Raw genomic sequence first — 13,241 nt, 5'->3', positions numbered from 1 at the left:
AGGAGATTTCACATGCCGCGTCGTGCAGCAGCTAATCGTCGTGAGGTTCAGCCTGACGCCGTTTACAACAACCGCCTGGTGACTCAGCTCATCAACAAGGTCCTTCTTGACGGCAAGAAGGCCACCGCTGAGCGCATCGTTTACACCGCTTTCGAGATCGTTGCCGAGAAGTCTGAGGGTGGCGACGCTCTCGCTACCTTCAAGAAGGCTATGGACAACGTCAAGCCCACGCTCGAGGTTAAGCCCAAGCGTGTCGGCGGCGCTACCTATCAGGTCCCGATGGAGGTCAACTCCCGTCGTTCCACCGCTCTGGGTATCCGCTGGATCGTCAACTTCTCCCGCGCTCGCAAGGAGAAGACCATGGCCGAGCGTCTCGCCAACGAGATCCTCGACGCCTCCAACGGCCTGGGCGCTTCCGTCAAGAAGCGTGAGGACGTCTTCAAGATGGCCGAGGCCAACCGCGCGTTCTCTCACTATCGTTGGTAAGTTAAGGTAAGGAACTAACATGGCTAAGCCTAAGTACAAGCTTTCCGATACCCGTAACATCGGCATCATGGCCCACATCGATGCCGGTAAGACCACCACGACCGAGCGTATTCTTTACTACACCGGTAAGACCCACAAGATCGGTGAGGTCCATGAGGGCGCTGCCACCATGGACTGGATGGTTCAGGAGCAGGAGCGCGGCGTAACCATTACCTCCGCTGCTACCACCTGCTTCTGGAACAAGGACGGCAAGGACTACCGCATCCAGATCATCGACACCCCGGGCCACGTTGACTTCACCGCCGAGGTCGAGCGCTGCCTGCGCGTCCTCGATGGCGCTGTCGCCGTCTTCGACGCCGTTGCCGGCGTTCAGCCCCAGTCTGAGACCGTTTGGCGTCAGGCTTCTACCTTCAACGTTCCCCGCATCGCCTTCATCAACAAGTATGACCGCGTGGGCGCTGACTTCTTCAACGCTATCGAGACCATGAAGGATCGTCTCGACGCTAACGCCGTGGCCGCTCAGGTCCCGATGGGCGCCGAGGACAACTTCTGGGGCGTCATCGACCTGGTCACCATGACTGCATGGGACTTCAAGGCCGACGAGAAGGGCATGACCTACCCCGAGCCGATGGACGAGATCCCGGCTGAGTTCGCCGACATCGCTGCCACCAAGCGCGAGGAGCTCCTCGACGCTGCTGCCAGCTTTGACGACGAGCTCATGGAGAAGATCCTCATGGAGGAGGACTTCACCGTCGAGGAGCTCAAGGCTGCTCTGCGTAAGGGCGTTCTGGCCAACGAGCTCAACCTCGTCTTCGTGGGCTCCGCCTACAAGAACAAGGGCGTCCAGGAGCTGCTCGACGCTGTCGTCGACTACCTGCCCAGCCCGCTCGACGTTGAGGCCGTCACCGGTACCGATCCGGACACCGGCGAGGAGATCCAGCGTCATCCTTCCTTCGACGAGCCCTTCTCCGGCCTGGTCTTCAAGATCATGACCGACCCGTTCGTCGGTAAGCTCACCTACGTCCGCGTTTACTCCGGCCGCGCCGAGTCCGGCTCCTACGTTGTCAACGCTTCCAACGGTCAGCGCGAGCGCCTCGGCCGCATCCTCGAGATGAACGCCGCCGAGCGTATCGACCGTGACGACGCTGCCGCCGGCGACATCGTCGCTTGCGTCGGATTCAAGAACTCCACCACCGGTGACACCCTGTGCGCCGAGGGCAAGGAGATCGTCCTCGAGAAGATCGAGTTCGCTAAGCCCGTTATCGACGTTGCCATCGAGCCCAAGACCAAGGCCGAGCAGGACAAGATGTCCCTGGCTCTGACCAAGCTCGCCGAGGAGGACCCGACCTTCCAGGTGTCCACCAACCACGAGACCGGCCAGACCATCATCGCCGGCATGGGCGAGCTGCACCTCGAGATCATCGTCGACCGTCTGCTCCGCGAGTTCAAGGTTGACGCTAACGTTGGTAAGCCCCAGGTTGCCTACCGCGAGACCGCTGGTCACGACGTCGAGAAGGCTGAGGGCAAGTTCGTCCGTCAGTCCGGTGGTCGCGGTCAGTACGGCCACGCCGTCATCAAGCTCGAGAAGATGGAGGAGGGCTTCGGCTACGAGTTCGTCAACGCTATCGTCGGCGGCGTCGTGCCCAAGGAGTACATCCCGTCCATCGACAAGGGCATCCAGGAGGCCCTGAACACCGGTGTTATCGCCGGCTTCCCGGTCCTCGACGTTAAGGTCACCCTGTTCGACGGTTCTTACCACGAGGTCGACTCCTCCGAGGCCGCCTTTAAGATCGCCGGTTCCATGGCTATCAAGGACGCCCTCAAGAAGTCCGACCCGCAGCTGCTCGAGCCGATCATGGCTGTCGAGGTCGAGACCCCCGAGCAGTACATGGGCGACGTTATGGGCAACCTCTCCGGTCGCCGCGGCAAGATCGAGGGCATGGAGGATCGCAAGAACAGCAAGCTCATCCGTGCCAAGGTGCCGCTGGGCGAGATGTTCGGTTACGCTACCGACCTTCGCTCCCAGACCCAGGGCCGTGCATCCTACACGATGCAGTTCGACTCTTATGAGCCCGCGCCCAAGTCCATCGTGGACGAGGTCATGAGCAAGAACGCCTAAGTTCGAGCTCCCTGTTACGTAATCCGCGAGAGCATCTCTCGCACTCTTTGGAGGTTTAAGTTGGCTACCCAGAAGATCCGCATTCGCCTCAAGGGCTATGATCACGAGGTCGTCGATCAGTCCGCGAAGCTCATCGTCGAGACCGCTCAGAAGACCGGCGCTCGCGTTTCCGGTCCTGTCCCCCTGCCCACCGAGCGCAACCTGTACACGGTTATCCGCTCGCCGCACGTGAACAAGGACTCCCGTGAGCAGTTCGAGATGCGCACCCACAAGCGCCTCATCGACATCCTCGACCCCACCTCGGGCACCGTTGATTCGCTTATGCGTCTCGACCTCCCCGCTGGCGTCGACATCGACATCAAGCTCTAAGCGATATCGCTCATAGCTTAAAGGGCCCCGCTGCCGTTACGGTAGCGGGGCCCTTTTGTTTTGCATGATGGGTTTGGATCGCCGGGTAAGGCTGCCGAGCGGCTGGCTGTGGCGACCTACTCACTCAAGGGGCGCAATGACGCTTCCTCAAAATGGAAGGATCGCAAGCCGTCTTCTGTTTCGATGCACGCACGACCAAAGCCATCGACCGTTTTAAAGATGCCTCGCGCCAGCTCGTCACCGGCAGGGGAGCGGGCGATAACGTGCTTTCCAATCCAATTGAGGTGAGCGACATATTCGCCGTGGACGGGCGCGAGCGGTCCGGTGTTTTCTTCCATGGCGTTGAGGCGTTCTGCCCAGGCATCTATAGCGTCTATAACTGCGTGATAGACCTCATCGAGGAGCATGTCGACAGCTGGAACGTTCTCGTTAAGGTCCGAGAGCCCGATTGCCGGCAGGCCGCCATCGGGCACCTCTTGGGGCGCATAGTTCACATTGACACCAATGCCACAGACGGCGAAAGGTTTGCCTTCGTTATCGCGTGCGGCCTCGACCAGAATGCCGCCGAGTTTGCGTCCACGCGCGACCAGGTCGTTGGGCCATTTGAGGCCAATCTCGTTTGCAAGACCCTGTTTTTCGAGCGCCTCGAGCACCGCTAGGCCGCTGACGGCAGCAAGACCAGAGTACTTCGCAGGATTAACGCATGGACGCAGGACAATCGAAAGCAATAGGTTGCCGGCGGTTGAATCCCACTTGTGGCCGCGCCGGCCGCGTCCTGCTGTCTGAGCCCGGGCGGCAAGTCCTGTGCCGTGCGGCGCTCCCTGTTTTCCTGCTTCGAGCAGGTCATCGTTGGTCGATCCGGTTACGTCGACTATCGTTAATTTGGCATCCATAACGGCTGCTACCTCCTTAATGAATAAGTGAATAACGCAATGGTGTCGAGAGAGACACAATGTGAAGCCTTTGTCGCATTTGGACAATTTAATGTTAACACGTTAACAACGACTGAAATGCGCTATCCTCTCTTGGTCGATGTAAACACGTCAACAACTCAAAGGAGGTTAGTGATGGGTTTCACGATTCTTGGAACAGGCTCGGCGCTTCCTAAGCGCAGTGTTTCCAATGACGAGCTGTCCGAGTTCCTCGATACCTCGGATGAGTGGATTTTTACCCGCACAGGTATTAAGAGTCGCCACGTCTGCACCACCGAGTCACTTGACGACCTTGCCGTAGCGGCGAGCGAGCGGGCACTTCAGGTGTCCGGAATCGACGCGAGCCAGTTGGATCTGATCGTCTGCTCGACGACGACGGGTGACCACCTTGTTCCCGCCGAGGCGTGTGCCGTTGCTGTACGACTGGGCGCGACGTGCCCTGCCTTCGATGTCTCGGCTGCCTGCGCCGGCTTCGTATTTGCGCTCGATGTTGCCGAGGGCTATATCGCCCGAGGACGAGCCAAGCATGTGCTTGTCGTTGCCGCCGAGCAGATGACGCGCGCGCTCGACTGGACCGACCGCGCCACCTGTGTGCTCTTTGGCGATGGGGCAGGCGCCGCGGTGATTGAGGCTGGGGGAGACAGCCCCCTTGCCGTTGAGCTTTCGACGGCGCCCGACGTCGAGACGTTGTGCGTTCCCGGTCTGGTCGGCACCTCGCCGTTTAAGGCCTCCGCAGATAGCGAGAGCGTGCTGTCCATGAATGGCCGCCGCGTGTTCAAGTTCGGCGTCAACGCGATTTGCGACACGGTCCATAAGCTTGCGAGCGATGCGGGCATTTCGGTCGAGGACATCGACCATTTTGTATTCCATCAGGCTAACGAACGAATCCTGAGTCAGGCGGTCAAGCGCCTCGGTGTGCCAGACAAGCGCGTGGTTCGAACGCTGCGCGAGACCGGCAACATTTCGAGCGCATGCATTCCGCTTGCCCTCGACCGGCTGGCAAACGCCGGTGCACTTCACACGGGCGACACCATCACCCTCGTTGGATTTGGCGCCGGTCTGGATATAGGTGGCTATCTACTTCGTTGGAAGTAGTTGCACATAGGAAATAAAAACGCCCCTAGGGCACAAACAAAGGAGAACTACCATGGCAGATCAGAAGACCTTCGAGCGCGTTTGCGATGTTATCCGCGAGACCGCCGGTCTTGACGACGTCGAGATGAAGCCCGAGTCCACGCTCGAGGAGATTGGTCTCGACAGTCTGGGCACCGTCGAGATCCTCGTCGCCGTTGAGGACGAGTTTGGCATCCAGCTCGATACCGAGGAGAACCCCAAGACGGTCGGCGAGTTCGCCGATACGGTCGAGGCGGCATTGGAGAAGTAGAGATGCTCAAGACTCCTCTCTGCGATCTGCTCGGCATCGAAAAGCCCGTGTTCCAGGGCGGTATGGCCTGGATCGCCGACGCCTCGCTGGCGTCCGCAGTGTCCGAGGCGGGCGGCTTAGGGATTATCGCGGCCATGAACGCCGACGCCAACTGGCTGCGCGACCAGATTCATGAGCTGCGCGCCAGGACGGATAAGCCCTTTGGCGTCAACGTCATGCTCATGAGCCCGTTTGCCGACGAGGTCGCGCGGGTCGTGATTGACGAGCGGGTGCCGGTCGTCGTGACGGGTGCCGGCAATCCCACCAAGTACATGAAGGCGTGGAACGAGGCGGGCATCAAGGTCATCCCGGTCGTTGCCTCGGTGGCGCTGGCGCGCCTCGTGGCGCGTCGTGGAGCCACTGCCGTGGTTGCCGAGGGTACCGAATCAGGCGGCCATATTGGCGAGACCTCGACGATGGCACTGGTGCCGCAGGTTGTCGATGCGGTCGATATTCCCGTGGTTGCGGCTGGCGGTATCGCCGATGGCCGCGGCGTGGCGGCCGCCTTTATGCTGGGCGCCGCCGGCGTGCAGGTGGGTACGCGCTTTCTGATCGCAGATGAGTGCACCGTATCGGAGCAGTACAAGGAGATGGTCCTGAAGGCCAACGACACCTCGACGCGTGCGACCGGCCGCTCGACGGGACACCCGGTGCGTGCCCTCAAGAGCCCCTTCACCAACGCCTACGCCAAGAGCGAGGCGGCGGGCGTAAGCGTCGAGGAGCTCGGGGCCATGGGCACGGGCGCCCTTCGCAAGGCCGCCAAGGACGGCAATTACGAAGAGGGCTCGTTTTTGTGTGGACAGATTGCCGGCATGGTCAACGAGCGCCAAAGTGCACGTGAAATCGTTGACGACCTGGTCGATGGCGCCGAGCACGTCCTGAAGGGTGCGTGCGCATGGGTGGCGTAGCGTTTCTGTTTGCCGGCCAGGGCGCCCAGCACCCCGCGATGGGCGTCGACCTGATCGAGGCATCGCCGGCCGCCGCCGAGGTGTTCGCCATTGCCGACGAGGTGCGCCCGGGGACCAGTGAGCAGTGCCGAAGCGCCTCCAAGGAGGAACTCTCGCAGACCGAGAACACGCAGCCGTGCGTGTTCGTTCACGATCTGGCAGCGGCTGTCGCCCTGCGTGAGCGCGGCGTGGTACCTGCCGCCTGTGCGGGTTTTTCGCTTGGCGAGGTCGCCGCGCTCACCTTTGCGGGGGCGTTCGATACGCGAGCGGGCTTTGAGCTCGTGTGCGAGCGCGCGGCGCTGATGGCCGCGGCTGCCGAGCGCCATCCGGGCGGCATGCGCGCCGTCATCAAGCTCGATGCGGCGCAAGTCGAGAACCTGGCAAAACAGGCCGGCGAGGACTGCTGGCCGGTCAACTACAACAGTCCGCAGCAGACGGTTGTTGCCGGAGCGCCCGAGGCGCTGCAGGAGCTCGACGTCCTAGTAAAAGAGGCTGGCGGCCGCGCTATGAAAGTCGCGGTGTCGGGCGCATTTCATAGCCCCTATATGGCCGAGGCGACTGAGGGGCTGGCGACGTATATCCAAGCCGGCCACGCGCCGTCACCGCTGCTGATTCCGGTCATGGCAAACATGACGGCGGCGCCCTATCCGGCGGACCCGCGAGCGGCATCGGATGTCTTGGCCAATCAGGTGAGTCATGCCGTTCGTTGGGTCGACACGCTGCATGCTCTGCAGAATCAGGGCATCGACACGTTTATTGAGGTCGGCCCTGGCAAAACGCTGTCGGGCCTGGCCAAGCGTACGCTGAGCGACGTTCGCGTGTATTCGTGCGAAACGGCCGAGCAGGTCGCAGCTATTGCCGACGAGCTCGCATAGTCCACAGGGCTGTAACCCGAAAGGAATGACATGGGCAACTTGAACAACGGCGCGCTCGAGCGCAACGACTCACGTCGTGTGGCACTGGTCACGGGCGGCTCGCGGGGTATCGGCCGCGCCTGCGCTGTCGGTCTGGCGGAGGACGGCTTTGATATCGCCGTCGTCTATGCCGGCAGCGTCGATGCGGCGCGCAAGACGTGCGAAGCCTGTGAGGCGGTTGGCGCCACGGCACGCGCATATCAATGCGACGTGGCCGATCCCGCTGCTGTCAACGCGTGCGTGGAAGCGGTCCTCAACGACTTTGGTTCCATTTGGGCGCTCGTCAACAACGCCGGCATCACCCGCGATGGCCTGCTCATGCGCATGGGCGATGACGCATTCGATCGCGTGCTCGATGTCAATCTCAAGGGAACATTCAATATGACGCGCGCGCTCACCAAGACCTTTATGCGCCAGCGCGGCGGTTGCGTCGTCAACATGAGCTCGGTCGTGGGCCTGATGGGCAATGCCGGGCAAGCCAACTACGCTGCTTCCAAGGCGGGCGTGATAGGGCTTACCAAGGCGGTGGCGCGCGAGCTTGCGCCTCGTGGCGTACGAGCGAACGCGGTCGCTCCCGGGTTTGTCGAGACAGATATGACGGCAAAGCTCTCGGAGAAGGTGCGTACGGCAACCGAGGAACAGATTCCCCTTAAGCGCATGGCACGTCCCGAGGAAGTGGCCGGCGTGGTGCGCTTTTTAGCGAGCGATGCGGCTGCTTACATTACGGGCGAGGTCGTGCGCGTCGACGGCGGAATGGCGATGTAGAAACCAGGGCCGAAGAACGGCTTGGATGAGGAGACCATGATGGAACAGAGAGTTGCAATCACCGGCATCGGTGCCGTATCGCCGCTCGGCAACACCGCGCTTGCCACCTGGGCGGCCATGTGCGCCGGGACCTGTGGCATCGGCCCGATCACGCACTTTGATACCGATGCGTTTACCGTCAAGGTGGCGGCCGAAGTCAAGGGCTTTGACGGCAACGAGTACTTTGGCAAGCGCGACGCCAAGCATCTGGACCCCTGCGTTCAGTTTGCGCTGGTGGCTTCGGACGAGGCAATGCACGATGCGGGCTTTGATGCCGAAGGCGCCATCGATCGCGAGCGCCTGGGCGTTTACGTGGGGTCGGGCGTGGGCGGCATGCAGACGCTCGTCGACAACGTCCATACGATTGCCGACCGTGGGCCCCGCCGCGCATCGCCTTACATGATCGCGATGATGATCCCCAACATGGCATCGGGCAATATCGCAATCCGTCACAAGGCAAAGGGACCGACCCTGCCAGTCGTGACTGCGTGCGCGACCTCGGCCCATGCGGTGGGCGAGGCGTTCCGTGCTATCAAGCACGGCTATGCCGACGCGATCCTCGCGGGCGGTGCCGAGGCGGCCATTATCCCCGATGCTGTTGCAGGCTTTACGTCCTGCCGCGCATTGACCACCAACCCCGATCCCGCGACGGCCTGCCGCCCGTTCGACGCAGACCGCGATGGCTTTGTGATGGGTGAGGGCGCCTGCGTGCTGGTACTCGAGAGCATGGAGCATGCGCAGGCGCGCGGTGCGCACATTTATGCCGAGGTCGTGGGCTACGGCAACACCGATGATGCCTATCACATTACGAGCCCCGACCCCGATGCCGCCGGCATTGCCCGTGCGATATCGCTGGCGGTAGCCGAGGGCGACGTCAAGCCTTCCGAGGGTCTCTACATCAACGCCCACGGCACCTCGACCAAGCTCAACGATTCGTCCGAGACGACAGGCATTAAGCGGGCGCTCGGCGAGGACGCGGCACGCGCCGCGCACGTCTCGTCGACCAAGTCGATGACCGGGCACATGATCGGTGCCACGGGTGCCATCGAGGTCATGGCCTGTGCCATGGCGCTCGAGCAGGGCGTGGTGCCCCCGACCATTAACTACCACACGCCCGATCCCGCCTGCGATCTTGATTACACGCCTAATCGAGCGGTTCGCGCCGACCTTACCTGGGCGCTTTCGACCAACCTGGGCTTTGGCGGGCACAACGCCGCCATCGCGCTGCGTAGATATACGAGGAGCTAGAGCATGGATTCCAAAAGACTTGCCGAGATAGCCGATGTGATGGAGGACCGCGGCCTTACGCGCGTACGTGTTGAGGAGCCCGATGGCACCGCGGTCGAACTCGAGCGCGCGAGTGCCGCGCAGCCGGTTGCCGTGCCCGTGCCTATGCCGGGTGCCGTGGCCGCTCAAGTTGCAGCTCCCACAGTCGCGCCTGCCGCACCGGAACCCGCCACGCAGACACCTGCCGCCGCGCCGGAGCCCAAGGGCACCGAGGTGACTGCTCCCATGGTGGGCGTCTTCTATGCTGCCCCTGCGCCGGGCGACGAGCCGTTTGTGCGCGTGGGCTCCAAGGTCAAGGCCGGCGAGACCCTCTGCATCATCGAGGCCATGAAGGTTCTCAACGAGGTGACGGCCGAGGCAGACGGTGAGGTGCTCGAGATCTGCGTGGCCGACGGCGACCTCGTGGAGTTTGGCAGCTGCCTCATGAGGATCGGATAGGTGATATCCATGAACAAAGAAGAGCTCAAGAAGCTATTACCGCATCGCGAGCCGATGCTTTTGCTCGACGAAGCCGAGCTGGTGGGCGACGAGGCCCACGGCAAGATCGCGATTACAGGCGACGAGTACTTTTTGCAGGGACATTTTCCGGGAAACCCGGTCGTTCCCGGCGTGATTCAGTGCGAGATGCTCGCCCAGAACTGCTGCGTGCTGCTGATGGGCGATGAGGAGGCGCGCGGCGCGACGCCGTTCTACACGAGTCTGGACAAGGTGCGCTTTAAGCGTCCGGTGCGCCCGGGCGACACGGTGGATCTAGTGTGCTCCATCACGCGTGCGCGCGGGCCGTTCCGCTTTGCGACGGGTACTGCGAGCGTCAACGGTGAGGTTTGCTGCCGCGCCGATATGTCTTTTGCACTCATGCACGAAAGTTAAGGAAGGCTCCATGTTCGACAAAGTGCTCATCGCCAACCGCGGCGAAGTCGCGGTCCGTGTTATCCGCGCGTGCCGCGATATGGGCATCAAGACCGTCGCCGTTTATTCCACGGCCGATGCGGACGCGCTACACGTGCAGCTTGCCGACGAGGCGTATTGCATCGGCGGCCCGCGTCTTGCCGAGAGCTACCTCAACGACGATGCCGTGCTCACCTGTGCCGTAAAGTCGGGGGCAAAGGCGATCCATCCCGGCTATGGCTTCTTTTCCGAGAAGGCGAGCTTCGTGCGCGACTGCGACAAGTTCGGTCTGGCGTTTGTCGGTCCTTCGGCCGAGGTGATCGACAGCATGGGCGACAAGGACGCCGCACGCCGAACGGCCGCTGCTGCGGGCGTGCCCATCGTGCCGGGCTGCGATTTGCTCAAAAGCCCCGAGGAAGCAACGGCCGAGGCCGAGCGCATCGGCTGCCCCGTGCTTATTAAGGCGCGCGCGGGCGGCGGCGGTCGCGGTATTCGCAAGGTCGAGCGCGTGGAAGATGCGGCAAAGGCGTTCATCGAGGCGCGTGCCGAGGGTGAGGCCGTTTTTGGCGACGGCGAGTGCTACATGGAGAAGTTCGTTGCGCCGGCGCATCACGTTGAGGTACAGATTATGGCCGATAAGCAGGGCCATGTGTTTTCGCTCGGCGAGCGCGAGTGCTCGGTGCAGCGCCGCAACCAAAAGCTGATCGAGGAGAGCCCCGCGCCGTGCCTCGACGGACGCGATGATATTCGCGCGCGCATGCACAAGGCCGCGCGCGACCTGGCTCGTGCCGTTGGCTATGAGGGCGCTGGCACCATCGAGTTTTTGTACTCAGATGACGGCAATTTCTACTTTATGGAAATGAACACGCGCTTGCAGGTGGAGCATCCGGTTACGGAGTTTGTGACCGATACCGACCTGGTTAAGTGGCAGCTGCGCGTGGCTGCCGGCCAGCCTCTGCCCTTTGAGCAGGAGGACGTACCGGTCCGCAACCACGCCATGGAGTGCCGCATCAATGCCGAAACGCCGGACTTTCTACCGTCATGTGGAACGGTCACCGCGTTGCGTGTGCCGGGTGGTCCGCGCGTGCGCTGGGATTCCGCCATGTTTACCGGAGCGAAAGTTCCGCCGTACTACGACTCCATGCTCGGCAAGCTCATCGTGTGCGCGCCCACGCGTGACGGTGCCATTCGCAAGATGCGCTCGGCCCTGGGCGAGCTCGTGATTGAGGGCGTGAGCGAAAATAGCGAGCTTCAGCTCGACGTGCTGGCAAACGACGAGTTTTTGTCGGGCATGTATCACACCGATCTGATGGGGCATCTCTATGCTGATGAATAGAAAAGCGAAGACGGTCAATGTCCTTGAGGGGCCGATAACCGAGTCGTGCGCCGAGTTCCCCGCGCGCCACGTGTTTGTCAAATGCCCGGAGTGCCGCCGTGTGATCGATGAGGCGCGCCTGCACGACAACCTCGAGGTCTGCCCTCGTTGCGGCAAACACTTTCGCGTGAGCGGTCGCGCGCGCATGCGCATGACGGTCGACGCGGGTACCTTTGAGGAATGGGATGCCAATCTGGCGTCGAAGGACTTCCTCTCGTTTCCCGGTTATGCCGACAAGCTTAAGAGCGTGAGCGAGCGTTCGGGCGAGCGCGATGCCGTTGTGTGCGGCAGGGGCAAAATCTGCGGCTGCGATACCGCGCTCTTCTTTATGGATGCCAACTTTATGATGGGCTCAATGGGCTCCGTGGTGGGCGAGAAGATCTGTCGTGTCTTTGAGCGCGCGGCCGAGTTGGGGCTGCCGGTCGTTGGCTTTACCGTATCGGGCGGCGCCCGCATGCAGGAGGGCGTGACCTCGCTCATGCAGATGGCCAAGATTTCTGCGGCGGTTAGGCGCCACAGCGAGGCGGGCGGCCTGTATATCACGGTGCTCACCGATCCCACGACCGGAGGTGTAACCGCGAGCTTTGCCATGGAGGGCGACATTATCCTGGCCGAGCCCGATGCCCTGACGGCATTTGCCGGCCCGCGCGTGATCGAGCAGAACATGCACAAGCGTCTGCCCAAGGGATTCCAGCGTTCCGAGTTTTTGCTGGAGCACGGCTTTTGCGATGCCGTTGTTCCGCGTGGTGAGATTGCGCTCACGGTAGGCGAGCTGCTGGCGCTGCACGAAGGGCACGCGCCCGGCCTGGGGGCACCGCATGAGATCGTGCATACGGGTCGTCGCGACAAAAAGCTGGGACACTTGTTTAAGCGCTCGGTCGCACCAAAAAGCGCGCTCGAAATCGTCAAACAGACTCGCTCGGCGAACCGCGCCACGGCAGGCGAGATGATCTCGTTGGGTCTCGACGGATTCGTAGAGCTGCACGGCGACCGCTACTTTGGCGACGATGCTGCCGTGGTGGGCGGCATCGGCTGGAAAGACGGGCGACCCGTGACGGTTATCGCCATCGAGCGCGGTACCACGACCAAAGAGCGCATGCGTCGCAACTTTGGTATGGCACATCCCGAGGGCTACCGCAAGGCACGTCGCCTGATGCACCAAGCCGAGAAATTTGGTCGGCCGGTTCTGTGCCTGGTTGATACTTCGGGCGCGTTTTGCGGCATCGGTGCCGAGGAGCGCGGCCAGGGCGAGGCGATTGCCCAGAATCTCATGGAGATGAGCGGCCTTAAGACGCCGATTGTCTCGGTGGTGACAGGCGAGGGCGGCTCTGGTGGCGCGCTGGCGCTGTCCGTGGCCGACCGCATCCTGATGCTCTCAAGCTCGGCCTATTCGGTCGTGAGCCCCGAGGCCTGTGCGTCGATCCTGTGGAAGGATACCGAGCGCGCGAATGAGGCCGCTGAGGCGCTTAAGCTCACGGCCCCCGATCTGTTGGCGCTCGGCATCATCGACGGCATTGTCGACGATAGGGGCCTGTCGCATGAGGAGATCGCCGGTGCCGTCATGTCCTCGGCATTTGATGCCTTCGATACGCTTGGGCAGCTCGACGACGCGACCCTCACAAACCTCCGCTACGAAAAGTACCGCGCAATCGGTCAGTACCGCACGATGTGACAAAGGGACAGCCCGCATGTCACAT

14 protein-coding genes are annotated in these 13,241 nt (G+C 62.1%); 13 read left to right on the top strand and 1 reads right to left on the bottom strand.

Annotated elements, in window-relative coordinates:
- Positions 1 to 12: 12 nt before the first annotated feature.
- From rpsG to rpsJ, 3 genes are read left to right on the top strand one after another with little or no spacing between them, the layout of a single operon-like run.
- Complete coding sequence (gene rpsG / locus DXD16_RS02710) at positions 13 to 486, top strand: 30S ribosomal protein S7 (RefSeq protein ID WP_006235013.1); 474 nt, start codon at positions 13 to 15, stop codon at positions 484 to 486.
- A 19-nt stretch (positions 487 to 505) separates the two neighbouring features.
- On the top strand, positions 506 to 2,605 hold the full coding sequence (fusA, locus tag DXD16_RS02705) for an elongation factor G (protein ID WP_022094183.1): 2,100 nt from the start codon (positions 506 to 508) through the stop codon (positions 2,603 to 2,605).
- A 60-nt stretch (positions 2,606 to 2,665) separates the two neighbouring features.
- Complete coding sequence (gene rpsJ, locus DXD16_RS02700; protein WP_022094184.1) at positions 2,666 to 2,974, top strand: 30S ribosomal protein S10; 309 nt, start codon at positions 2,666 to 2,668, stop codon at positions 2,972 to 2,974.
- A gap of 116 nt (positions 2,975 to 3,090) precedes the next feature.
- Here rpsJ and DXD16_RS02695 read toward each other — a convergent pair whose 3' ends face one another.
- Positions 3,091 to 3,867 (bottom strand): biotin--[acetyl-CoA-carboxylase] ligase, encoded by a 777-nt coding sequence (locus tag DXD16_RS02695; protein ID WP_117635351.1) that lies wholly within the window; start codon positions 3,865 to 3,867, stop codon positions 3,091 to 3,093.
- Positions 3,868 to 4,041: 174 nt separating this feature from the next.
- On the opposite strand from DXD16_RS02695, the gene DXD16_RS02690 reads away from it, so the two are divergent.
- From DXD16_RS02690 to accD, 10 genes are read left to right on the top strand one after another with little or no spacing between them, the layout of a single operon-like run.
- A complete protein-coding gene (locus DXD16_RS02690) occupies positions 4,042 to 5,001 on the top strand; it encodes a beta-ketoacyl-ACP synthase III (protein ID WP_117655036.1) in 960 nt (319 codons plus the stop codon).
- 52 nt (positions 5,002 to 5,053) lie between these two features.
- Entirely contained in the window at positions 5,054 to 5,290 is a 237-nt protein-coding gene (locus DXD16_RS02685; protein ID WP_006235019.1) for an acyl carrier protein, read from the top strand.
- A gap of 2 nt (positions 5,291 to 5,292) precedes the next feature.
- Positions 5,293 to 6,237: an enoyl-[acyl-carrier-protein] reductase FabK gene (gene fabK, locus DXD16_RS02680; RefSeq protein WP_117563768.1), complete on the top strand. Its 945-nt coding sequence runs from the start codon at positions 5,293 to 5,295 to the stop codon at positions 6,235 to 6,237.
- Positions 6,225 to 7,151, top strand: a complete 927-nt coding sequence (locus tag DXD16_RS02675; protein WP_117655035.1) for an ACP S-malonyltransferase — start codon at positions 6,225 to 6,227, stop codon at positions 7,149 to 7,151. The genes fabK and DXD16_RS02675 overlap by 13 nt, the downstream gene beginning before the upstream one ends.
- A 30-nt stretch (positions 7,152 to 7,181) precedes the next feature.
- Positions 7,182 to 7,955, top strand: a complete 774-nt coding sequence (gene fabG / locus DXD16_RS02670) for a 3-oxoacyl-[acyl-carrier-protein] reductase (RefSeq protein ID WP_089572490.1) — start codon at positions 7,182 to 7,184, stop codon at positions 7,953 to 7,955.
- Between the two features lie 39 nt (positions 7,956 to 7,994).
- Positions 7,995 to 9,242, top strand: coding sequence for a beta-ketoacyl-ACP synthase II (gene fabF / locus DXD16_RS02665; protein WP_117563765.1), 1,248 nt, complete (start codon positions 7,995 to 7,997; stop codon positions 9,240 to 9,242).
- A gap of 3 nt (positions 9,243 to 9,245) precedes the next feature.
- The gene (gene accB, locus DXD16_RS02660; protein ID WP_117655034.1) at positions 9,246 to 9,719 is read left to right on the top strand and encodes an acetyl-CoA carboxylase biotin carboxyl carrier protein; all 474 of its coding nucleotides are present in this window, start codon (positions 9,246 to 9,248) and stop codon (positions 9,717 to 9,719) included.
- A 9-nt stretch (positions 9,720 to 9,728) separates the two neighbouring features.
- Positions 9,729 to 10,151, top strand: a complete 423-nt coding sequence (gene fabZ / locus DXD16_RS02655) for a 3-hydroxyacyl-ACP dehydratase FabZ (protein WP_117655033.1) — start codon at positions 9,729 to 9,731, stop codon at positions 10,149 to 10,151.
- Between the two features lie 10 nt (positions 10,152 to 10,161).
- The gene (locus DXD16_RS02650) at positions 10,162 to 11,505 is read left to right on the top strand and encodes an acetyl/propionyl/methylcrotonyl-CoA carboxylase subunit alpha (protein WP_117647602.1); all 1,344 of its coding nucleotides are present in this window, start codon (positions 10,162 to 10,164) and stop codon (positions 11,503 to 11,505) included.
- Positions 11,492 to 13,216, top strand: coding sequence for an acetyl-CoA carboxylase, carboxyltransferase subunit beta (accD, locus tag DXD16_RS02645; protein ID WP_117655032.1), 1,725 nt, complete (start codon positions 11,492 to 11,494; stop codon positions 13,214 to 13,216). The genes DXD16_RS02650 and accD overlap by 14 nt, the downstream gene beginning before the upstream one ends.
- The last annotated feature ends 25 nt before the right edge of the window (positions 13,217 to 13,241 follow it).

The sequence above is a fragment of the Collinsella sp. TF11-5AC genome (assembly GCF_003436775.1).
Taxonomy (GTDB): Bacteria; Actinomycetota; Coriobacteriia; order Coriobacteriales; family Coriobacteriaceae; genus Collinsella.
The sequence above is the reverse complement of the archived record's forward strand: the minus strand, read 5'-3'. Positions and strand labels throughout refer to the sequence as shown.